Raw genomic sequence first — 23,007 nt, 5'->3', positions numbered from 1 at the left:
TTTCTACTTTTCCTCGTTGGCATGGGTTACCAGCCAACAGTTGTGGATCTGACGATTACGGGCAAAGTCTTCGGATTGCGTTTGAGCGGTGATTTCTTTTGCAACCAGCCCCAGGGCTTCAATCCCGGCCAAATCCATCTGGAAACCACGCTTATTGTTCGAGAACATAATGGTTCCCTTACGACGCAGTAACCGTTTAAGTTCTTTCATCAGCACCAGATGATCGCGCTGTACGTCAAACGTGGTCTCCATACGCTTGGAGTTTGAGAAGGTTGGCGGATCGATAAAAATCACGTCAAACTGCTCGTCGGTATTACTTAACCAAGACAGGCAATCTGCCTGAATCAATCGATGTTGCTGGCCGGTTAAACCGTTAACCCGCAGGTTTTTCTCCGCCCATTCCAGATAGGTACGGGACATATCGACCGTAGTCGTACTGCGCGCGCCACCTAAGCCGGCATGCACGCTGGCGGTACCGGTATAGGCAAACAGATTCAGGAAATCTTTACCTTGGCTCATTTTGCCCAGCATCTGGCGCGCCAGACGGTGATCGAGGAACAAACCGGTGTCCAGATAGTCAGTCAGGTTCACCCATAGCTTGGCGTTATACTCTTCCACCAGCAGGAACTCGCCTTTCTGCGCCAGTTTCTCGTACTGGCTTTTCCCTTTCTGACGTTCGCGGGTTTTCAATACCAATTGGTTAGACGGTAAATTCAGCACCGCCAGAGTGGCATTGATCACGTCGAACAGGCGCTGACGGGCTTTTTGCGGATCGACAGTTTTGGGCGGCGCATATTCCTGTACCACCACTTTACTGCCGTAGCGATCTACCGCCACGTTGTAATCCGGCAAATCTGCGTCATACAGACGGTAACATTCGATACCCTGCTGTTTCGCCCATTTATCCAGCTTTTTCACATTCTTGCGCAGACGGTTGGCATAATCTTCTGCCACCTGAACGCCGCTGGCGCCCTGCGGGTTAGCCGCCAGCTGATAGTTTTTCTGTACACAGTCCAGCGGGCCGTTTTTCGCTTTAAATTCACGCTCGGCACGCAATTGCAAGCAGCTCAACAGTTCTGGAGAGGCGCTGAACAGCGATAAACGCCAGCCGCCAAACGCCGTCTTCATGATACGGCCGAACATATTGTGCAAGGCGATCAGCGCTGGCTCACTTTCCAAACGCTCCCCGTACGGCGGGTTACTGATCACCGTCCCTACAGGACCTTCCGGCAGCGGGTTAACCAGTTTGCTGACGTCATTGGCATTCAGCGTAATCAATTCCGCTACACCGGCGCGGCGGGCGTTGGCACGCGCCATTTCAATAACCCGACGATCGATATCGGAGCCAAAGAAGCGGGACGTGGTTTCCTGTAGGCCACGGCGAGCACGCACCTGTGCTTCCGCCGTCAGTTCGCGCCACAACTCTTCGTTAAAACTATTCCAGGCAGTAAAGCCCCAATGGTGGCGATGCAGTCCCGGAGCACGATCCGAAGCCATCATCGCCGCTTCGATCAGCAAAGTGCCGGAACCACACATAGGGTCGACCATTGGCGTTCCTGCCTGCCAGCCAGAGCGCAGAATAATCGCTGCGGCCAAGTTTTCCTTTAACGGTGCCTGCCCGGTCAGATCGCGATAACCGCGCTGATGCAGGCCTTCGCCGCTCAAATCCAACGCCACGCTGGCGGTGTCACGTTGCAGGAACACATTCACCCGAATATCCGGCTGTTGCTTGGCAACCGTTGGGCGTTGATCGATCTTGCGAGTGAAGCTATCCACAATCGCATCTTTTACTTTCAATGCGCCGTACTGACTATTGCGGATTTCTTCATTCACGCCGCTAAAATGCACGGCAAAAGTTTTGTCCACGCCAAAGATCGACGGCCAGTCGATAGCTTGCACACCCAGATAAAGATCCAGATCGCTGTGAACCTTAAATTCATTCAGGGGCAGCAGAATGCGAGAAGCCAAACGACTCCACAGCAAACTTTGGTACATAAGCCGATCGTCACCCTGAAAATGTACCCCACCCTGCACTATTTTACAGTCGTGGGCACCCAGCGCTTCGAGTTCGCTTTTTAACAGTTCTTCCAGTCCACGCGCCGTGCTGGCAAACAAAGAGTTCATATCGCACTATCACCAAAAATAAAATTGTTGCGCATTATAGCTAATCCTGTCCGCTTGTCATAAAGTTGCTCCCTTCTAATTTCATACACGCATGGAGCACATGGTGATCACACTCTCTAAACTTTACATTCACCCGGTAAAATCCATGCGTGGATTACAGCTTTCCCATGCTCAGGTCGGCAGTAGCGGCCTGGCTTTTGACCGGGTATTCATGATCACCGAACCGGATGGCACTTTTATTACAGCTCGTAATAATCCGAAGATGGTGACTTTTACTCCGGCGCTGCTGGTTGACGGTTTATTTCTTACCGCGCCAGACGGCGAAAGCGCCAGTATCCGCTTTAATGATTTTTCCCCCACTGCGGCACCCACCGAAGTATGGGGAAATCATTTTACCGCTCTGATTGCCCCTGCGGAAATAAATGACTGGCTCAGCGGCTATTTCCAACGCGAAGTTCAATTACGCTGGCTTGGGCCGGAACTGACTCGTCGGGTGAAACGCCAGCCAGAAATTCCGCTTTCCTTCGCCGATGGCTATCCCTATTTGCTGATTAATGAAGCCTCTTTTGCCGAATTACAGCAACGATGCCCCGGCAGCATTAAGATTGAACAGTTTCGGCCGAATTTAGTCGTCACCGGCGCCAGCGCTTTTGCGGAAGATAGCTGGCAGGTGATTCGCGTCGGCGATGTGATTTTCGATCTGGTGAAACCATGCAGCCGCTGTATTTTGACCACCGTCAGCGTTGAGCGTGGAAAAAAGCATCCTACCGCCGAACCTTTAACTACACTACAGAAATTCCGAACTGCAGATAATGGCGATGTGGATTTTGGTCAGAATATGATTGCACGTAATAGCGGCATTATTCGCGTCGGCGATAATATTGAAGTTCTGGCGACCAAACCGCCCCGCCCTTATGGCGCTGGCGTCGTGGCGGAGGCTTTACCGATGGTGCAGGATAGTACTCGCGCCGTCACTATTGAATATAACGGTATTCGTTTTACTGGTAATAATCAGCAGGTATTACTGGAGCAACTGGAACAGCAAAGTATTCGCATTCCTTATTCATGTCGGGCTGGAATATGCGGTAGCTGCAAAGTGACATTGTTGCAGGGTGAAGTGGCACCGTTAAAACAAAGTGCTATTGCAGAAAATGGCGTTATTCTGGCGTGCAGCTGTGTGCCAAAAGGTGATATCTCACTGACGGGGAAATAGCCTCGAAAGAACAAACCGAAATTGGGCGGATGGCATTAATCTTATCAAGCAGTCATTATCAATCAGACCGCCCGGTCAAACGCCTGAATATCGGTATTTTCTACCACTAATGGTAATAAACGATCGTTCATAATTTTAATCGCATCGCCTAGTATCAAGGTTCTGCCCGCCAGCTGTAATTGAGGCTGAGCCAATAAACATAAGCTAGCGGAATCACCGGACTCAACCACTAATACTCTAACCTCTTCCCCGGTTTCCATCAGTTTCACTAACGCCAGGCTGCCATTTTCTGGCGTTAAAACTTTTGCCTGTTGCACAAAATACCAACTTTTCGGCATTAAAGGTTTCAGGAAACGGAATGCCACCAGCGCATTTAATACCAGTTCGGCACGATGTTCGTGGCTCAATTTAATTTGGCGACATTGATCTTCGAATTCAAAATAAAGAGCAGCATCGTCCACACAAAATGCGGATTCACTAAATGCATCTGGCGTTAACATTTTAGCAGGGAAGCGAGAACGAAATATCATACCATTGGCTAAATCCAGCATCAGCCGATCGTGTTCAGCATCAAAATACCAACGCCATTTATCGTCGGGTTTAATCCGCATATTTTATTCCTTCCCATCCCACTGCCAACATTTACCGCTCAATAATTGAGTTGTCCGGTTATCTAATCAAACTCAATTCATTTACATTTATCGATGTTTATTTAAACTAACGGATAAAATATAGACGAGCTGGGGGAATAAATAAACCCCCAGACGAAAATCAAGAGAAATAATTAGATATGAGTAACAATATCTTTAATCAAACCCGGCCCACGGAAGATAAAGCCGGAATAAATTTGGACCAGTGAAGCCCCTGCTGCCATTTTTTCTCTGGCTGCCATCAGAGAATCAATTCCGCCCACGCCAATAATAGGCAAACGTCCCTGCAATTCCTGCGACAAACGGCGAATCACTTCGGTGCTGCGAGATTGCAATGGGCGGCCACTTAATCCACCACTTTGTTCACAATAATTTAAACCTTGGATCAAAGAACGATCTAAAGTGGTATTAGTAGCAATAACGCCATCTATATTATGTTTTACCAGACTATCCGCAACCTGGATCAATTCTTCTTCAGTAAGATCCGGAGCGATCTTAACGGCGACTGGCACATATTTATGATGACGCTGATGCAGTTCCGCCTGCTTATTTTTAACGGCCGCCAGCAGATCGTCCAGCGCTTCCCCATACTGTAATGAACGTAGCCCTGGAGTATTTGGTGACGAAATATTAATCGCAATATAACCGGCGTACGGATAAACTTTATCCATGCAGATCAGATAATCATCTTTACCATTCTCTACCGGCGTACCTTTATTCTTACCGATATTAATCCCAAGAATTCCGCCAAAATGTGATTTTTTAACGTTATCGACCAGATTATCCACACCAAGGTTATTAAAGCCCATCCTATTGATCAGGCCTTCAGCTTCAAGGACGCGGAATAAGCGCGGTTTATCATTTCCCGGCTGCGGCAGCGGCGTTACCGTCCCCACTTCAATAAAGCCAAATCCCATTGCGCCCAAGGCATCAATGCAATCACCGTTTTTATCCAGACCCGCCGCTAAACCTACTGGGTTTTTAAATGACAGTCCCATACAGCTCACTGGCTTCGTCGGCACCGATTGACGCACTAAAAACTCCAGCGGCGTACCCGTAATACGTTTTAATTGACGGAAAGTGAGTTCATGAGCGCGCTCTGGATTGAACTGGAACAGTGCCTTTTTAACGATCGGATAAAACATGTGATCTCCTATGCTCCCGGTGACAAGCAAGTGACTGAGGAAAATGGAATGAAAACGCGAGTTCTTCAGCCTATTCTTCTATCGATAACGTTTTCTATCGGCAACGTTCGCCAGCGGCAAGCGGGACGAACTCTCCACCGAGTGGATAAACGCACGAATGGTAAATATATCCTTTCACAAAGTAAACGTTTGCTAAGTAAAGCCCTGAAAAGAATGCTACCGGAGGCTTATTTTGATCATCACTTGTTAATGTCGGGTGTATTTATTGGTCAGGAATGAGTAAAACCAACCGCGCCAAGGGTTCCTTTCATGCCTAAAAACAATGTCTCTCTTCAGGGTAATGTCGATTCAATGCCACCTAAGCTGACGATTTAGAGGTAATCATGCTAGCGAAGCTGGTGATAGATTAGATTCGCCAAGCTGTTACCTATAGCGGAAATACTGCTGAATAAAAGAATATGAAAAACAGTATAAGTAGAAAATAATCCATTACAGATAAAGTGAGTCTTTTTTTTCTTTCATTGTTCTGTTAGGAATTGCTCTATTAGGTTTATGGATGATTCTCTATGTTTTAAATAAAGAAATATTCCCGTATCTGTCACACCCCGTTTTCGCGTCGTTATATCGCCTTGCCAACTATATGGTTGCGGATTCACTTATATGTATTATGATAATATCTGCATATATATTGATTACAGGAAAGAGTAACGTCATAGAATTTAAAACATATGCTTTTATTGGCCTACATGACGATATTTTTTCTTGCACTCGTGACTATTTTTCATTTTCACCTCACCACAACTTTGTCTACTCAAGGGTATGGGACATATTGGAAATCGAGACCAAACAGGCCAATGATATTTGTCAAAAACGCTAAAGACTTAACAGAATGGGTACACTGACCTTGAGAAAACCTGGCATTTCTCGGCATTGGCGTTTATGCATTTTCCTATTGAGAAAATACGTTATAAATCAGTGGTTTTTATTTTACCATAAGCCATGACCTGATATGCCAGCCGCATGATATTCGCAAATAATATCTTAATATTGAACGGATGTAAGCTCTTCTGGCTGCGATGCCCATGACTCAAGCTATTCGGATAATTAACGTTTAGGCCTGTCAGTATCGCATCCCTCCACTCTATGCTAGCCTACTTTTCTTGAGCGCCGTTTGGCGATGTGCGCTAGAAATCAAACTTAAGATGAAATAATTCATTTTATGCTATGCGAAAACTAGTAAACAAATATATCATTTTCATGACCAATTTGGTTGCTTATGTTCTATGGAGTCTTGCGTCAAACAACCTGAAGATATTAACCCCTGCGCAGTTCCATTTATCGTCAAGAAAATATTATTTGCCATATTTAAGTCTATTATGAAGGTTAATTCAATTCCATTATTTAAAAATATGGCCACTATTCCGCATCAGAATAACAGAAACTTAAACACGTTTCGGCATTTCAAATGAGTAGTAATATATTATATCTTTAAATTAAATTGAGCACAGGCAAGAAAAACAAGATCAACTCAGCGCTGTAAATAAAAACGGTGTATGAAATAAGTAGGTAGTATCACTGTAGAATCGGCAAAATTCATCATCAGGTTCAAGAAATAAACATCCTTGCTTTGACGGGAGTTTAACTCCCGTCAATCGCTGATTATCGCATTACGCTGCCAGCGCCTTGGTGATTTTTTCGAATAAATCGCCAGACAGATTTTCCAGTCCTTTGAGCTGTTCCAACGCCTGACGCATCTTGGCCTGACGTTCGGCGTCATAACGTTTTAATCGAATTAATGGCTCGATTAAACGTGAGGCGACTTGAGGGTTACGAGTGTTCAGATCGCTTAAGATCTCAACCAGGAACTGATAACCGCTGCCGTCTTTAGCGTGGAATGCCGCCGGATTAGCTGAAGCAAACGCCCCGATCAGCGCGCGGGTGCGGTTCGGGTTGCTCAGGCTAAAGGACGGATGCTTCAGCAACGCGCGAACCCGTTCCAGAACGTCATCGGCTGGGCTGGATGCCTGCAAGGCAAACCATTTATCCATCACCAAACCATCGTGATTCCAGTGTACATCGAAGGCTTCCAACAGCTCATCACGGCACGGCAACTGCGCCGCAACCGCCGCAGACAGCGCTGCCAGCGAATCAGTCATATTATCAGCCTGATGATATTGGGCAGAAACCAGCTTGTTAGCAAACTCGGCGTCAGCAAACGCTAAATAAGCCAGACAGGTATTTTTCAACGCACGTTTAGCAATATCTGCATGCTCAACCCGATATTCCGGCGTCTGATTAGCCAGATATACTGCCAATAGTTCGTCGGCTAATTCTTGCGCCAGACAACGAGTAATCGCTTCGTGAACCGCCCCGATCGCTTCTGGGTCAATAGTCGTCAACAACTCGGCAATTTCGTTCTCTGAAGGCAAAGTCAGAATTTGCGCAGCTAACGCCGGATCCAGCTGCTCATCCAACAATACCGCGCGGAAGGCATCTGCCACATGTAGAGGCAAGGAAAGCGGTTGTTTTTGCTGATATTTCGCTACGTTCAGCTTGAAATAGGTCGCTAGCAAGGTCTGCGCCGCATCCCAACGAGAAAACTCATTGCGCGCACGCTGCATCAGGAAAGTTAACTGTTGATCGCTATACGGATAATCCAGTTTCACTGGCGCAGAGAACTCCCGCAGCAGCGAAGGCGTTGGCTTGCAAGGCACTTGATCAAAGGTAAAGGTTTCTTCGGATTTGGTCACATTCAGCACATGATGAACCGGCAAACCGTTTCGCTGAAGTGGAATGACTTCGCCTTTGCTATCGTAAAGCTCAATATCGAACGGAATATGTAGAGGTAACTTCTCGGCCTGATCGGCAGTCGGCAAGGTTTTCTGACTAATATGCAGGTGATATTGATGTTTTTCCGCATCATAGTCATCGCGTACCGTTACTAACGGCGTACCGGATTGGCTATACCAGCGACGGAATAGCGAAAGATCGACATTGGACGCATCCTCCATCGCCTGCACAAAATCATCACAGGTGGCAGCACTGCCGTCATGGCGCTCGAAATACAGCTGCATTCCGGCCTGGAACTGAGCTTCGCCTAATAATGTATGCATCATGCGGATCACTTCCGATCCTTTCTCATACACCGTCAGAGTATAGAAGTTATTCATCTCGATAACTTTATCCGGACGAATAGCATGAGCCATTGGGCTGGCGTCTTCCGCAAACTGCGCGGCTCGCATCACACGAACATTATCAATACGGTTTACTGGACGAGAACCCAAATCGGAGCTGAATTCCTGATCGCGGAAAACCGTCAGCCCTTCTTTCAAGCTGAGCTGGAACCAGTCGCGACAAGTCACGCGGTTGCCGGTCCAGTTATGGAAATATTCGTGGCCAATAACCGCTTCGATATTAAGATAATCTTTATCAGTAGCCGTTTCTGCTTTAGCCAGAACGTATTTGGAGTTGAAGACATTTAGCCCTTTATTCTCCATCGCGCCCATATTGAAGAAATCAACGGCAACGATCATATAAATATCGAGATCGTATTCCAGACCGAAACGAGTTTCGTCCCATTTCATGGAATTTTTCAGGGAAATCATAGCCCAATCGGCGCGATCCAAATTGCCGCGATCGACGAACAATTCTAACGCCACTTCCCGACCTGAACGGGTAATAAAGGTGTCTCTTAATACATCAAAATCACCTGCCACCAGAGCAAACAAATAGCTTGGTTTCGGGAACGGATCTTCCCATTTAACCCAATGACGGCCATCAGCCAATTCGCCCTGTTCCAGACGATTGCCATTGGATAACAGATAAGGATAGCGAGCTTTATCTGCCACAATAGTCGTGGTAAAACGCGCTAATACATCTGGACGATCCAGATAATAAGTAATATGGCGGAAACCTTCGGCTTCACATTGAGTGCACAGCGCTTCGCCGGAAAGATAAAGCCCTTCAAGAGCCGTATTGGTCGCCGGGTGAATGTCATTAACGATGGTTAAAGTAAACTGCTCCGGTAATTCTTCGATAACCAGAGTTTTGTCCTGTAGACGGTAGTGAGGCCACGGCTGACCATCTACACTGACGCTTAATAACGTCAGGTCTTCGCCATTCAAGATCAGTGGGGCACCTGCGGTTCCCTGACGTTTTACTTTACTGACTGCCGTTACCGTCGTTTTCTGCGCGTCCAACTCGAAATTTAAATCAATATCGGTAATGGTGTAATCCGGCGCACGATAATCGTGACGGTATTTGGCTTGCGGCTGTTGTGTCATAAAAACCCTTTTGACGTCATCAGTGAATATGATTACCCGGTCTGGTGTTTTTGTACTCAGATGGCGGAATCTCTGTACTACAGAGACTTTCCATCCAGACTCAGAGTGAATTTAAATGTATCACAGCTGTAAAAAAAACCCAGTTGAGAACCTGAAGGATTTCTATGAACAACAGGTATCGCAGGGATAACTACGATGACCCCAATTGGTCAAGGTGATAGCCGTCAGGTAATTGAAAACCAAATACTCTGTTTATTTTATTGTCTGGCTATTACTCAGCATAACACTCGTTGCCGTTGGTGTTTTTTGTTGCGGAATATGTGTCGGCTCCAAGGTATGTGGACAAAATGAACTAGAATAGAAATAGAGTGTAAAAATACGACTGACAGTATCAGAAATATCTCTCGTTAAGTTTAATCTCAGAGTGGTATCATTCACGCAATAGCTCATCACCAACAAGCTGATTCGAATGGATATGACGGAGTAAGTGGTGTAATGCACAACGAAGGCTGATCGGGAACAATACGGCTATGAGAGTAAAATATCTTATTTATTTTTTCACACTTTCATTAATGCTATTTTTCTCTGTATTCGTTTACACCAACATATCTCGCAATAGCGCCATCGCAGAAAACAATAAATTAAACCTGTATAAAATTGAGCGATTACAAGAATTTACCGAGGCATTTCAGGCCGTATTGCACATGCATCGCTTAAAAAAAATCAGTTTAATCAAAACCGATATAAACCAGGAAGAAATCAATCAGGCAGTAATAACTGCCACTAAGAAAATAGCGATATTTAAAAAAAATGCCAATTCAATTATGGTTGAAAAACTGGGAGCCACTTATAAATACCTGGTAATTTCTTCGGTTCAACTGATGGATAAATTAATAGCCAATGATTTGCGTGCAAGTTCAGGAATGCCTTTGGTCAATAGTTATCTCTATGACCTGAATAATGCATTTTATATCTCTGAGGTCAAACAGAAATACTCGCTTTATACTATCGACAACCGTCTGATAAAATCTGAATCATATATCTTCCTAGAAGCCATCAGAATAAATAGCCGTTTGGTTATGACCCTTACCGATTTAGTCGATCAGATCGTTGATATCAATTTAGCCAAAGTTCAGCGACCAGAGCCCTATCTTAAAGCGATCCAACTTACCGGCGTGCTCTACTCGCTGCAACCTCGTTTCGGTTTTATCGAAAAAACATACAGACTCAATCAGATGAGTCACGTAGTCAACGATTTACAAGGCAAGATATCGCTGCAAAACAGCGAAAAAATCGCCAATGATTTATATCTCTCTATGACCAAAAACGAAAAGTACAATGTCAGAGATATTTATGAGTATGTAAATTATATTGACTCAATTTCCCAAAGATTTAATAGCCAAGTATTTGAAAAAGAAATAAAATCACTCAAAAGTAACATCCTAAAAAGTAACATAAGAGTAGAGAGTACCCTTTCCATCGGAATGCTATTAGCTCTATTTATTATCGTCCCATGCCTGATATTTTGCGTTAATATCAATAAATGGTTATCTGAAACTACAACGAATATCAAAAAGCTCTCTCAGGGAAATATGAATATTGAGAATCAGGGGGTTTATCTGAGTCAGGATCTTATTGCTATTACCGACGCAATTAAAGATCTGCGCCGTTATCAGTTAGATAAAGTCCTTCTTGAATCTGAAAAACAAAACCTGATTGGTGAGCTGGAAAAAGCGTCCTTTATTGATCCGCTGACCAATATTTATAATCGTCGAAAACTGTTTAACCTGTGTGAAGCCATGCCTGCCGCTAGTTATCCGATGGCTTTCGCTTTGATCGATATCGATAACTTCAAGTCACTTAATGACACCTACGGCCATGATGTAGGTGATAAGGTGCTGATTGAATTCAGTAAGCTCCTGATATCCCATTTCCGCTCCACCGATATCTTTTCACGCTACGGCGGAGAAGAGTTCGCCATTGTATTAAGTAACTGTACGCCGGAGGACGCAATTCGAATCATGAATAACCTACGGTTAAAAGTGAAACAACTGACGCTGAAATTAGAAGATGGCACCACGGTTATGTTCCGTATCAGCTGCGGCATTGCCATGCTAAACAACTACTCAGAAATGAAAAGGGCTATTAAGCAAGCGGATGAAGCCTTGTATTATTGCAAAGGCAATGGCAAAGATCGGGTCAGTTTTTATACCGCAAACGGTTTTATTTAGCCTAATAACAGAACAACCACGCCGTTTTTATTGTGGTTTTCCCACACAATTAATTCCTTATAAAAATAACTGTAATAAAATTTATCTGAATAGCGCAGTTTCTGACGATAAATCAACCAGGTATTTTGTTTCTGTTAAGAATAAAAAATGACAAATAATAACCCTACATTTCGGGTGACCAATAAATAACCCCTGCATCTAAGTCACGAAAATATTTAGCTTATTTTATTTTCCATAGACTAAAAGGCCGACGAGTAAAGTTGATGGCACGTTTAACTCTAGATCTTGTTACGCCATTTATGGTGTTATGAGGGTTCAATCACAGGATAATACCGGTATACTCCTGCAACTTTATTGATTATGCCGAATCTGGAAAATGCTCCTACGAGGATGCTGTAACGCGCCATGACTCAAGACGCCTCTCCGATTTTGACTTCATTGCTTGATACGGATGCTTACAAGCTTCATATGCAACAAGCAGTGTTTCATCGTTATCGCCATATTACCGTTGCTGCGGAATTCCGCTGCCGCGGTGACGAATTGCTGGGCGACTATGTGGATGAAATTCGTCGTCAGATCGCTCTTATGAGTGAACTGGCGTTAACCAAGGACGAATTCGCCTATCTGTCCGGCCTCCCCTTCTTCAAATCCGATTATCTGAATTGGTTACGAGATTTTCGGTTCAACCCGCAGCAGGTCACCGTATCCGCCCGCGAGGGGAAACTGGATATTCGAATTTCCGGTCTGTGGTGTGAAGTTATTATGTGGGAAGTACCATTGCTGGCGGTTATCAGCGAAGTGGTGCATCGCCACCGCTCGCCGCAGATCGTCCCGCAGATGGCTATCGAGAAACTCCGCGCCAAGCTGTTACAATTCAATCAATTAAGCGGTGATGTGGATATCTCCCGTTTCAAATTGATGGATTTCGGCACCCGTCGCCGTTTCTCCGGTGAAGTGCAGCAGGCGGTTGTCAGCACCTTACAAGCAGAGTTTCCTTATTTGGTTGGCACCAGCAATTACGATCTGGCTCGCCGATTATCTCTGACGCCGGTGGGCACTCAAGCACACGAATGGTTCCAGGCTCATCAGCAAATCAGCCCCGAGCTGGCGAGCAGTCAGCGCGTTGCCTTACAAGCCTGGCTGGATGAATATCCGGATCAACTGGGGATTGCTCTAACCGATTGCATTACCATGGATGCTTTCCTGCGCGATTTCGATCTGCCTTTTGCCACTCGCTATCAGGGTTTACGCCATGACTCAGGGGATCCGGTAGAATGGGGTGAAAAAGCCATTGCTCACTTTATCAAGCTGGGAATTGACCCAATGAGCAAAACGCTGGTGTTTTCCGATAATCTTGATCTGGAGAAGGCGCTGTATTTATATCGCCATTTCTATCAGCGGATCAATCTGGTCTTTGGTATTGGCACCCGCCTGACCTGTGATATTCCGGGTGTCAAACCGCTAAATATCGTGATTAAGCTGGTGGAATGCAATGGAAAGCCCGTGGCCAAATTGTCAGACAGCCCTGGAAAAACCATTTGCCAGGATCCAGCCTTCGTTGATGAACTGCGTGAAGCCTTTGATTTGCCTTTAGTACAAAAGGCTAGCTAACCGCAGGGTGCCGGGTGAGTCTCCCTCATCCGGCCTATTTCACTCTCCCTCCTTTATATAGCATCAGATACAGAGCCACGATCTTCGCCATCCGCCGATTTATTTATCTTAACCGCAGAAATCTTGCACTAATCCGATGATTTCCTCTTGTGTCCTGCACTGCCGCAAGTAACATAGCAACATCCCCATATTTTGGGTTTTAATTTATTTCTGAACCAAAACTTATAAAGAGAGAAATCTATGAGCGTAGTGCCTGTAGTCGACGTACTGCAAGGCCGTGCTGCGGTTGACAGTGAAGTCACCGTACGCGGTTGGGTGCGTACCCGGAGAGATTCTAAAGCTGGCATCTCCTTCGTCGCCGTTTATGACGGTTCCTGCTTTGATCCGTTACAGGCCGTCGTTAATAATACTCTGCCGAATTATCAGGACGAAGTGCTGCATCTGACCACCGGTTGCTCGGTTGAAGTGACCGGCACCGTCGTTGCCTCTCCGGGTGAAGGCCAGAGTTTCGAAATTCAGGCGACCAGCGTGAAGGTTGTCGGCTGGGTGGACGATCCGGATACCTATCCGATGGCGGCCAAGCGCCACAGCATCGAATACCTGCGCGAAGTCGCTCACTTACGCCCACGTACCAACCTGATTGGTGCCGTTGCGCGCGTTCGCCACACTTTGGCGCAGGCGATTCACCGTTTCTTCCATGAAAACGGTTATTTCTGGGTTTCTACTCCGCTGATTACCGCATCCGATACCGAAGGCGCAGGCGAAATGTTCCGCGTATCGACTTTGGATCTGGAAAACCTGCCGCGTACTGACGAAGGCAAAATCGATTTCAGCGAAGATTTCTTCGGTAAAGAAGCCTTCCTGACCGTATCGGGTCAGCTAAACGGTGAAACCTACGCCTGTGCGTTATCCAAGGTTTACACCTTCGGCCCGACTTTCCGCGCGGAAAACTCCAACACCAGCCGCCACCTGGCTGAATTCTGGATGATTGAGCCGGAAGTCGCTTTCGCCTCTTTAGATGATGTTGCAGCTCTGGCTGAAAAAATGCTTAAGTACGTCTTCCAGGCCGTTCTGGACGAGCGAGCTGACGATTTGGCCTTCTTTGCTCAACGTGTAGATAAAGATGCGATCGATCGTCTGCAACGTTTCGTAAGCTCCGACTTTGCGCAGGTAGATTACACCGACGCAATTGAAATCCTGCTCGCATCTGGCCAGACCTTTGAAAACGAAGTGTCGTGGGGTATCGATCTGTCATCCGAGCACGAACGCTATCTGGCTGAGAAACACTTCAAAGCGCCGGTAGTGGTTAAAAACTACCCGAAAGACATCAAAGCTTTCTATATGCGTATGAACGAAGATGGTAAAACCGTAGCCGCGATGGACGTATTAGCGCCGGGTATTGGGGAAATCATCGGGGGTTCACAGCGTGAAGAACGTCTGGATGTTCTGGACCAACGTTTGCAAGAAATGGGCCTGAATAAAGAAGATTACTGGTGGTATCGTGATCTTCGTCGCTACGGCACCGTGCCACATTCTGGTTTTGGTCTTGGATTTGAGCGTTTGATCGCCTATGTGACCGGCGTACAAAACGTCCGTGACGTGATCCCGTTCCCACGTACCCCCAGAAACGCCAGCTTCTAAATTAATCATTTCCAATTGATTTCTGTTAGTTGTCTAAAAAAAAGCCAGCTTATGCTGGCTTTTGTCATTTTTTAAAGTTTGATATTAGTCACAAAGTTCCCTTTATTTTACATTTAGTAACACTTTGTCTTTTAATGAAACAGTTTCTGTCAATTAGTAGCATTTTCGGTGTGGATTAACCGGTCTGTGAATGGAACACTGCGTCTCAGACACAGACGACACCAAACTCTCAACAATAGTTCCAAAAAAATTATTGGCGGCAGTGGCAGGTGTCCGAATAACACCAATGAGGGTAATAATAATGATGAAGCGCAATATTCTTGCAGTAGTAATCCCTGCTCTGTTGGCTGCTGGTGCAGCAAATGCGGCAGAAATCTACAATAAAGACGGCAATAAACTGGACCTGTACGGTAAAGTTGATGCCCGCCATCAGTTCTCCGATAACGCAGGCCAAGACGGCGACGAAACTTACGTTCGTTTCGGCTTCAAAGGCGAAACCCAAATTACTGACCAACTGACCGGTTACGGCCAGTGGGAATACAACGTTCAGGCTAACCACGCTGAATCTCAGGGCGACAAAGGCAACAAAACCCGTCTGGGCTTTGCTGGTCTGAAATTTGCTGACTACGGTTCATTCGACTACGGCCGTAACTACGGCGTAATCTATGACGTCAACGCATGGACCGATATGCTGCCAGTATTCGGCGGCGACGGTCTGTCTGCATCTGACAACTTTATGACTGGCCGTTCTACCGGTCTGGCAACTTACCGTAACACCAACTTCTTCGGCCTGGTTGATGGTCTGAACTTTGCCCTGCAATACCAAGGCAAAAACGAAGAAAGTCGTGACAACATTAAAGATGAAAACGGTGACGGTTTCGGTATCGCTTCTACTTATGATATCGGTTATGGCGTGACCTTCGGTGCAGGTTTCTCTTCTTCTAACCGTACTGATACCCAGAAACATTTCACCACTGCCGGCGGCGACAAAGCGCAGGTATGGAACGTAGGTGCTAAATACGACGCAAACAACGTATACCTGGCTGTAATGTATGCTGAAGCGCTGAACACCACACCATACGGCAACAAAAGTGATACCATCGCTAACAAAAATCGTGACATCGAAATCACTGCGCAATACCAGTTCGATTTCGGCCTGCGTCCTTCCCTGGGTTACGTCCAGTCTAGAGGTATAGAACTGAACAACTCAACTGCTGCTGGTGGCGCAGATGCAGGCGCAGCAATTGGTGATCAAAACCTGGTGAAATATGTTTCTGTTGGTACTTACTACTACTTCAACAAAAACATGTCTACCTACGTTGATTACAAAATCAACCTGCTGGACAAAAATGACTTCACCGAGCGTAACGGCATCAACACTGATGACGTAGTGGGTGTTGGCTTGGTTTACCAGTTCTAAGTTGTCCGACTTAATGCCAACTCGGTTGGTGTAAGTAAAAAAGGCAGGGCTTCGGCTCTGCCTTTTGATTTCTGTATTTTACTTTTAAACCCTGACTCACATTGTGCATAATCTGCTACTTCCTGAGTAATTCTGACGATTTTTCACCCGTAATCACCCCGCCTCACAAGATTGATCTCTTTTTCTCGCAAACGGTTGGCAAAGCCCTGAACTGGCGCTACCCTGATGATTCTGTCCGCTTAACTCTAAGCCATGGAAGCATCTGACATGTTTGAAAAAATCACTGCTGCACCTGCCGATCCTATTCTGGGTCTGACCGATATTTTCCGCGCCGATGACCGCCCAAATAAAATCAATCTGGGTATTGGTGTTTATAAAGATGAAACCGGTAAAACGCCGGTGCTGACCAGCGTGAAAAAAGCTGAACAGTATTTGCTGGAAAACGAAACAACAAAAAACTATCTGGGTATAGACGGCCTGCCGGTCTTCGCCAGCTGCACTCAGGCATTGCTGTTCGGTAAACAAAGCCCAATCGTAACGGAAAAACGTGCGCGCACTGCGCAGACTCCGGGCGGCACTGGCGCATTGCGTATCGCAGCCGACTTTATTGCTCACCAAACTTCAGCTAAACGCGTTTGGGTCAGTAACCCAAGCTGGCCAAACCATAAGAATGTATTCTCCGCTGCCGGTCTGGAAGTGGTTGAATATAATTATTATGACGCAGCCAACCACGCGCTGGACTTTGATGGCCTGCTGAAAAGCCTGTCAGAAGCCCAAGCCGGTGACATAGTGCTGTTTCACGGCTGCTGCCATAACCCGACCGGTATCGATCCAACCGACGAACAGTGGGCTAAACTTGCCGAACTGTCTGTGGCTAAAGGCTGGCTGCCGCTGTTCGACTTCGCCTATCAGGGTTTTGCTCGTGGTCTGGAAGAAGACGCTCAGGGCCTGCGTATTTTCGCCGCTAGCCATAAAGAACTGATCGTTTGCAGCTCTTACTCTAAAAACTTTGGCCTGTACAACGAACGCGTCGGCGCCTGCACCATCGTTGCGGCAGACAGCGATATCGCGGAGAAATCCTTCAGCCAGGTCAAAGCGGTTATCCGCGCTAACTACTCTAACCCACCGGCTCACGGCGCCTCAGTCGTTGCTACCATTCTGAGTAATGACGCGCTGCGTGCTATCTGGGAACAAGAGCTGACCGATATGCGTCAACGTATCCATCGGATGCGCCAACTGTTTGTTAATACCCTGCAAGAGAAAGGGGCAAAACAGGACTTCAGTTTCATCATTAACCAGAACGGCATGTTCTCGTTCAGTGGTTTGACCAAAGAACAGGTGCTGCGTCTGCGTAATGAGTTTGGCGTGTATGCGGTGAATTCAGGTCGCGTTAACGTAGCTGGCATGACACCAGACAACATGGCTCCACTGTGTGAAGCCATCGTCGCGGTACTCTGATTCAATTTTCAGTGGATTGTGGTTAAAGGGTGCCTTAGGCACCCTTTTTAGGTTTTAGCTCCGACGCCGCTTCTTCGAAGGTCGCCTGATTGATATTTTTTTCGATAAACTCAGCCATAGGCATTGGCCGGCCAAATAGATAACCCTGTAGATAGTCAACATTACACGCTTGCAGATAACGCGCCTGCGTTTCGTTTTCCACCCCTTCCGCTATCGTCATCAACCCCATTTTCGTTGCCAGATCGATGACATTCTCCACGATGATGCTGGATAACGCATCAGAACCGATCATTCCAACGAAGCTCTGGTCAATTTTCAGGAAGTCTACTTTGAATTTTTGCAGATACACCAGACTAGAGTGGCCGGTACCAAAGTCATCTATGGCAATAAATACGCCTAAGGCATGCAGTTCAGCGAACAAACGATCGGTAATTTCATCGGCAACAATCAATTTCCGCTCGGTCAGTTCCAGCGTAATATTGATAGGCTTTTCTGCAAAGGCGGCAATAAATGCGCGGCAGTCATCTACCAGACTTAAATCACGACAATGGTCGGCACTGATATTGAAACCAAAATGGAAATCATCCGGTAGCTGGCTGGCATAAGGAGCAAACATACTGCTGACCTGCTGCATAATAGAGCGTGTCATCGGCACAATTAATCCGCTATCTTCTGCCAGAGGAATAAAACGGTCTGGCTGAATCATGCCATGAGTTGGGTTATGCCAACGCATTAGCACTTCGCAACCGATACAGTGCTCCCCTTTCCCAGTCACTACCGGTTGCAGGTAAGGCACGAACTCCCCGTTTTCCAACGCAAGATTGAGTATCTGCATCGGCGAAGAGGATTTTCCGCACAAACGGAATACCAGAAACGCGGAAATAAAACCTAACAGAGGGAAAAATATTAAGCTGCCGGTGGCATATTGCCAGGCATAGGCTAGATACTGGCCATGAGTCAGGGTAGTTGAGATGGAATACGCATATTTTTCCGAAGCAAGAGTCAACGGCATGTTTTTATGCAATGGGTTACCTGCATGGGTATTTCCCGCGGCATCCATCCAACGATCGCCGATAATCAATCTGAGCTGTATATCCCCGCTCAGCAGGTTAAGAATATTATGTAAGTAATAACCATCAATGCCAACCAGGGTGCTGTAGTCCCCGGCCACCTGTCGGTATATCACAACCGGTCGTGAAGGCGTCACTTTATTTCCCGACATCAGGTATAGCTGACCATCAACGTAAGCCGATGAATTGACGTAATCGTCATAAGGGCCATAAAGGGAAGTGCAATAAATCTGGTTGCCCCGTCGAGTTAAATTTACCGAGCGGACGTCGGGAATTGTAGCCACCTGATCGCGTAAATTTTGAACTACCTGTAAGCAAGGTTGCCCTAGGCTGCCCTGTACCCGAGTCGCGGCAAGATGAGCATTATCAAAAATACGGTCAATCATTTGCCGAGCATGCTTTAACTTAGTTTCGGCGTCTGAGTGCATATTATTAACTGTCTGCACATAAATAACGCCAGCACCAAATAGGATAAACAGCAGCAACACCAAAAAGGATAGTCCCAATCGGGGCAACAACTTTCTTAAACTGGAACGACGAAATGGCATAGTAAATTCCATGAAACGACTATAAAGCTGCTATAAGAAAAAATGATTGTTATTTATTTCCTCTACGGTAAAGCTGGCTAATAAATTAATCTTCGAGGTTAGCCCAACATCATTCGAGACCATACTACTGTTAGTATTGTTCGCTGCGGATATTACACAAATTTATTTATCGTTTCTTGAGGAAAATACTCGGGTTTACCTTATTCGATCAAAACACATTTAAAAAGGCGCCAATCGGCGCCTTTAGAACATCTACTGCAGGGTAGAACCATTTACCAAATGGCCGGTTCGTCGATAATAAACGGATTGCTCTGCCGTTCATGGCCAAGGGTAGACATCGGGCCGTGACCGGGAATAAACGCCATATCATCACCCAAAGGCAGTAGCTTCTGTTTGATGGAGTCGATCAACTGCTGATGATCGCCGCGTGGGAAATCACTACGACCAACGCCGCCTTTGAAAATCACATCGCCGGTTAAGGCTAACCTCGCCTGCGGGTTGATAAAGACAATGTGCCCCGGGGTATGCCCCGGACAATGAAGCACCGATAACCGCATTTCGCCCACATTTATCTCATCACCTTCTTCCAACCAACGCGTTGGCTCAAACGACTGACACTCCCCCAGACCGAACATACGGCTCTGTGCTGGCAAGCCTTCCAACCAAAAACGATCTTCTTTTTCCGGCCCGATGATAGGCACCTGATAGAATTCGGCCAGTTCTGCCGCCGCGCCAACGTGATCTAAATGGCCGTGAGTTAACAGGATCTGCGTGACCGTGACGCCCAAACGACGCACTTCAGCAATGATTTTTTCGGCGTCGCCACCGGGATCGACCAAAGCAGCCTGCAATGTTGCATCACACCAAATCAAAGTACAATTTTGGCTGAACGCCGTTACCGGAATAATATGATATTTCATAAGGCTCCAACTCCAGTGGCCTAACCGATAAAGCTATCCCACTGGCTGAATATTGCTGATCACCAGGTCCGCGCCGGCCCGGTATCAATATGCACAAAGTTACTACGTGGGTAATATCCTACACCACCTGCACGCATTTTTAATGCCGCTTTACGGATATTACTTAGCTGAATACCTTCGATATGGAAATCCATCGCTTTACCCAAGGTGTGGAAGCTATGTTTGGCGACGCCTCGGCTATGTTCACGCATTTCATTATTGGTATTTAGCGAACGGTAGCCAGAAATAAGCTGTACCGGCTTGGTGGTACCAAGCAGACCTTGTAAGCGGTAGAGTTGATCAAACAGGCGTGGGTCAATGGGCTTAACTTTGTTGGCACGATAATCGCGGAAAATATGATTTAAGCGACTCAATTCTTCTTTATTGTAACCTTTGCCGTCAAAAAATTCGGCTTTGATAGACTCACCTGTATTCAGGTTATTTAAGGTCAAGATCCGTGGGCGGGGAGTAGAAAGGGTCGCGAATGCGTGCCCTGGTAACAGCGAAAGGCCCAGCGCTGTCCCGCCTAAGGTTAGCCACTTGCGGCGATGATTGTCGATTTTATCCATGATCGTTTCTACCCGGCAATAATGTCAAAAGTAAGCGCAAAACGCACCGCCCCGAACCATAACCGCCCGCGGAAAACCAGTCAACCCGCGTGAGGCGAAGGTTCCTAGGCGCTCGCAAAAATGAGCGCCTGTCAGACAACCAAGTATTCAGACCATTAGTTATTGAGTTTTACTGCATTTATTGTATTAAAAGCTCTGCTTGTGGTGTGATTTGTGCACCCGATCTCACCGTTTTATCATAATTGTAAATATCTGTGCGGAATTGAGGTTTACCATCGTCCGCAACCCACGCCGTCAGATAATACAGTTGCACCGGAATACGCTGACGAATATTCACGTAAGTGGTATCCCCTTGTTTTAACGTGGATGATATCCGCGCATTGTTCCAACCCGCATCCTGCAACAGCATATTGGCCAGATCGGAGGCCTTGTTCACGCGCACACAGCCGGAGCTTAATGCCCGAATATCTTTCTGGAACAGGCCGTGGTTCGGTGTGTCATGCAGATAAATGGCATCAGAACTTGGCATATTGAATTTATAACGCCCCAGGGAGTTAGACGCTCCTGGCGCCTGACGCAGGCGGTACGGGAAGTTATTCGGCGAGATCGTGCTCCAATCAATCATTGAAGGAACGATAACTTCCGCATCATTGCTCCAGCCAGATAACACCGTATAGCCGTGACGCTGGAAATAACTGGAATCATTGCGCGCTTTCGGCACGATATCCTGACGCACCAGTGAGGTTGGCACGTTCCACGGCGGATTGACCACCACATTATTTAGCGCGCTACTCATCAGCGGCGTTTTACGGCTAGGTCGGCCGACAATCACGCGTGACGACAATACTTCAGTACCATTCTGGTAGTAACTCAGCGAATAGTTCGGGATATTCACCATGATGCCCGTGTCGATCTGCCCCGGTAGAATACGCAGCCGCTGAATATTCAACGCCAGCAGACTGGCTCGCATTTGCGGAGAAACGTTGAGCCATTCGCGGGTTCTCGGACCAATCACGCCATCATCGGTTAGACCTTGCCATTGCTGGAAGCGTTTTACCGCCGCGACCAGATCTTCGGTGTATTGATTGTCGGTCACGCTCAGCGCACTGCCGGAATGTTTAGCTACCGGAGTCTGCGGAGAAGTGACCATTTCAGAGATCGGGGCCGCCGCCGGGCTAACTACCAGCGAATGAGCCTGCGCACGAGTTTTTTCTTCATCGACGGATAAATCGTCGTTAACTGCGGCGACCGAAGGATTATCCATCGGAATCACTTCCGGCGACTTAACCGGAGCGGCTGGAGCGGCGTTTAGCATGCCACTGCGATCCAGTATTTCTCGCAGCGCAGGAATATCATCGCTAAGCTGACCAGGGCGCAACGTCGCCGCGCCGGTAAACTGCGGCCAAGGACGATGGTCGGCCAGCATGGTTTTCAGCGCCTGATGCATCTTTTCATACTGCGGATGCTGTGGTACCAAAGTCGAAAGGTAGGCGGCAGTATTGCCTTCGCGTATGGCTTGCTGCCAACGGTTCAGTATCGTGGCAGGCGGCATGGCCATTTTGTAAGGGACGTTGCTATAGAGCCAAACGCTGCCGTTGGCGCCAACGCCTGACACAAAGTGCAGGTAGCCCAACATTGCGTCTGACAGAATCACATCTCGCGCCATTCCTTTGACTTCCGGGTCGCTCAACCATTTTACCCATTGCATAAACTGCGGCTGAATGCCGGACATCGCTAGTTCAGCTAATTGCTGCTGAAATCTCTTTACCGCCAGACGATCCTGCCACATCGGCCGCATCTGGTTAGACGCATATAGCGCCGCCAGATTGGAAGCGTAATAAGGCGTGATATTTTTTGGCAGCACGGCCAGCAGTTTAGAGCGGCTCTGCGCTACCGACATGGTTCCTGTCTCCACGGGCAAAGCCGCAGAGTCGACGGGCAAAGTCGGTGCAGTGGCTGAAGCGCTGAACATAGGTATCTGGCTACAGATAAGTGCGCAATATAGGGCTAATGGCCGTAGTGAATTTCTCTTTTCTAGCGACATTCTATGCCCCCGGTATGCTCATCTAAGTACGTCATAGTTTG

At 47.0% G+C, this 23,007-nt stretch carries 15 protein-coding genes; 7 read left to right on the top strand and 8 right to left on the bottom strand.

The window, feature by feature from the left end:
• Positions 1–3: 3 nt before the first annotated feature.
• On the bottom strand, positions 4–2,124 hold the full coding sequence (gene rlmKL, locus DBA33_RS07580; RefSeq protein WP_064512939.1) for a bifunctional 23S rRNA (guanine(2069)-N(7))-methyltransferase RlmK/23S rRNA (guanine(2445)-N(2))-methyltransferase RlmL: 2,121 nt from the start codon (positions 2,122–2,124) through the stop codon (positions 4–6).
• 100 nt (positions 2,125–2,224) lie between these two features.
• On the opposite strand from rlmKL, the gene DBA33_RS07575 reads away from it, so the two are divergent.
• A complete protein-coding gene (locus DBA33_RS07575; RefSeq protein ID WP_120806112.1) occupies positions 2,225–3,337 on the top strand; it encodes a YcbX family protein in 1,113 nt (370 codons plus the stop codon).
• A gap of 62 nt (positions 3,338–3,399) precedes the next feature.
• On the opposite strand, the gene DBA33_RS07570 is transcribed toward DBA33_RS07575, so the two are convergent.
• Together DBA33_RS07570 and pyrD are read right to left on the bottom strand one after the other, a co-directional pair.
• Positions 3,400–3,948 (bottom strand): cell division protein ZapC, encoded by a 549-nt coding sequence (locus DBA33_RS07570; RefSeq protein WP_120806110.1) that lies wholly within the window; start codon positions 3,946–3,948, stop codon positions 3,400–3,402.
• A 173-nt stretch (positions 3,949–4,121) separates the two neighbouring features.
• Positions 4,122–5,132: a quinone-dependent dihydroorotate dehydrogenase gene (gene pyrD, locus DBA33_RS07565; protein WP_064512935.1), complete on the bottom strand. Its 1,011-nt coding sequence runs from the start codon at positions 5,130–5,132 to the stop codon at positions 4,122–4,124.
• A gap of 48 nt (positions 5,133–5,180) precedes the next feature.
• On the opposite strand from pyrD, the gene DBA33_RS07560 reads away from it, so the two are divergent.
• Positions 5,181–5,411 carry a hypothetical protein gene (locus tag DBA33_RS07560; protein ID WP_128821787.1) on the top strand — a complete coding sequence of 77 codons (231 nt, stop codon included), beginning with the start codon at positions 5,181–5,183 and terminating at the stop codon, positions 5,409–5,411.
• A gap of 1,388 nt (positions 5,412–6,799) precedes the next feature.
• Here the strand turns inward: DBA33_RS07560 and pepN are convergent.
• A complete protein-coding gene (gene pepN / locus DBA33_RS07545) occupies positions 6,800–9,415 on the bottom strand; it encodes an aminopeptidase N (protein ID WP_064512931.1) in 2,616 nt (871 codons plus the stop codon).
• Between the two features lie 530 nt (positions 9,416–9,945).
• On the opposite strand from pepN, the gene DBA33_RS07540 reads away from it, so the two are divergent.
• The 5 genes from DBA33_RS07540 to DBA33_RS07520 all read left to right on the top strand — a co-directional run bounded on the left by DBA33_RS07540 (position 9,946) and on the right by DBA33_RS07520 (position 17,776).
• Entirely contained in the window at positions 9,946–11,646 is a 1,701-nt protein-coding gene (locus DBA33_RS07540) for a GGDEF domain-containing protein (protein ID WP_064512929.1), read from the top strand.
• Positions 11,647–12,051: 405 nt separating this feature from the next.
• On the top strand, positions 12,052–13,257 hold the full coding sequence (gene pncB / locus DBA33_RS07535; RefSeq protein WP_120806107.1) for a nicotinate phosphoribosyltransferase: 1,206 nt from the start codon (positions 12,052–12,054) through the stop codon (positions 13,255–13,257).
• Positions 13,258–13,497: 240 nt separating this feature from the next.
• Positions 13,498–14,898, top strand: coding sequence for an asparagine--tRNA ligase (gene asnS, locus DBA33_RS07530; protein WP_064512925.1), 1,401 nt, complete (start codon positions 13,498–13,500; stop codon positions 14,896–14,898).
• A gap of 304 nt (positions 14,899–15,202) precedes the next feature.
• Complete coding sequence (gene ompF / locus DBA33_RS07525; RefSeq protein WP_162975183.1) at positions 15,203–16,318, top strand: porin OmpF; 1,116 nt, start codon at positions 15,203–15,205, stop codon at positions 16,316–16,318.
• A gap of 267 nt (positions 16,319–16,585) precedes the next feature.
• On the top strand, positions 16,586–17,776 hold the full coding sequence (locus DBA33_RS07520; protein ID WP_064512921.1) for an amino acid aminotransferase: 1,191 nt from the start codon (positions 16,586–16,588) through the stop codon (positions 17,774–17,776).
• Positions 17,777–17,810: 34 nt separating this feature from the next.
• On the opposite strand, the gene DBA33_RS07515 is transcribed toward DBA33_RS07520, so the two are convergent.
• The 4 genes from DBA33_RS07515 to ldtD form a co-directional block, all read right to left on the bottom strand.
• Positions 17,811–19,394 (bottom strand): cyclic diguanylate phosphodiesterase, encoded by a 1,584-nt coding sequence (locus DBA33_RS07515; RefSeq protein WP_084414269.1) that lies wholly within the window; start codon positions 19,392–19,394, stop codon positions 17,811–17,813.
• Positions 19,395–19,666: 272 nt separating this feature from the next.
• Positions 19,667–20,314 (bottom strand): MBL fold metallo-hydrolase, encoded by a 648-nt coding sequence (locus tag DBA33_RS07510; protein WP_064512919.1) that lies wholly within the window; start codon positions 20,312–20,314, stop codon positions 19,667–19,669.
• Positions 20,315–20,373: 59 nt separating this feature from the next.
• On the bottom strand, positions 20,374–20,922 hold the full coding sequence (locus DBA33_RS07505; RefSeq protein ID WP_064512917.1) for a YcbK family protein: 549 nt from the start codon (positions 20,920–20,922) through the stop codon (positions 20,374–20,376).
• A 178-nt stretch (positions 20,923–21,100) separates the two neighbouring features.
• Positions 21,101–22,966 (bottom strand): L,D-transpeptidase, encoded by a 1,866-nt coding sequence (gene ldtD / locus DBA33_RS07500; protein ID WP_120806103.1) that lies wholly within the window; start codon positions 22,964–22,966, stop codon positions 21,101–21,103.
• Between the last annotated feature and the right edge of the window lie 41 nt (positions 22,967–23,007).

Origin of the sequence: Yersinia sp. IP36721 (assembly GCF_003634395.1) — a bacterium.
Lineage (GTDB): Bacteria > Pseudomonadota > Gammaproteobacteria > Enterobacterales > Enterobacteriaceae > Yersinia > Yersinia entomophaga.
This window is presented reverse-complemented; position numbering and strand designations above follow the sequence as displayed.

What these genes read in the sequence shown, in the direction of transcription:
- rlmKL (WP_064512939.1), bottom strand. Translation starts at nt 2,124, where the DNA reads ATGAACTCTTTGTTTGCCAGCACGGCGCGTGGACTGGAAGAACTGTTA.
- DBA33_RS07575 (WP_120806112.1), top strand. Translation starts at nt 2,225, where the DNA reads ATGGTGATCACACTCTCTAAACTTTACATTCACCCGGTAAAATCCATG.
- DBA33_RS07570 (WP_120806110.1), bottom strand. Translation starts at nt 3,948, where the DNA reads ATGCGGATTAAACCCGACGATAAATGGCGTTGGTATTTTGATGCTGAA.
- pyrD (WP_064512935.1), bottom strand. Translation starts at nt 5,132, where the DNA reads ATGTTTTATCCGATCGTTAAAAAGGCACTGTTCCAGTTCAATCCAGAG.
- DBA33_RS07560 (WP_128821787.1), top strand. Translation starts at nt 5,181, where the DNA reads ATGAAAACGCGAGTTCTTCAGCCTATTCTTCTATCGATAACGTTTTCT.
- pepN (WP_064512931.1), bottom strand. Translation starts at nt 9,415, where the DNA reads ATGACACAACAGCCGCAAGCCAAATACCGTCACGATTATCGTGCGCCG.
- DBA33_RS07540 (WP_064512929.1), top strand. Translation starts at nt 9,946, where the DNA reads ATGAGAGTAAAATATCTTATTTATTTTTTCACACTTTCATTAATGCTA.
- pncB (WP_120806107.1), top strand. Translation starts at nt 12,052, where the DNA reads ATGACTCAAGACGCCTCTCCGATTTTGACTTCATTGCTTGATACGGAT.
- asnS (WP_064512925.1), top strand. Translation starts at nt 13,498, where the DNA reads ATGAGCGTAGTGCCTGTAGTCGACGTACTGCAAGGCCGTGCTGCGGTT.
- ompF (WP_162975183.1), top strand. Translation starts at nt 15,203, where the DNA reads ATGAAGCGCAATATTCTTGCAGTAGTAATCCCTGCTCTGTTGGCTGCT.
- DBA33_RS07520 (WP_064512921.1), top strand. Translation starts at nt 16,586, where the DNA reads ATGTTTGAAAAAATCACTGCTGCACCTGCCGATCCTATTCTGGGTCTG.
- DBA33_RS07515 (WP_084414269.1), bottom strand. Translation starts at nt 19,394, where the DNA reads ATGCCATTTCGTCGTTCCAGTTTAAGAAAGTTGTTGCCCCGATTGGGA.
- DBA33_RS07510 (WP_064512919.1), bottom strand. Translation starts at nt 20,314, where the DNA reads ATGAAATATCATATTATTCCGGTAACGGCGTTCAGCCAAAATTGTACT.
- DBA33_RS07505 (WP_064512917.1), bottom strand. Translation starts at nt 20,922, where the DNA reads ATGGATAAAATCGACAATCATCGCCGCAAGTGGCTAACCTTAGGCGGG.
- ldtD (WP_120806103.1), bottom strand. Translation starts at nt 22,966, where the DNA reads ATGTCGCTAGAAAAGAGAAATTCACTACGGCCATTAGCCCTATATTGC.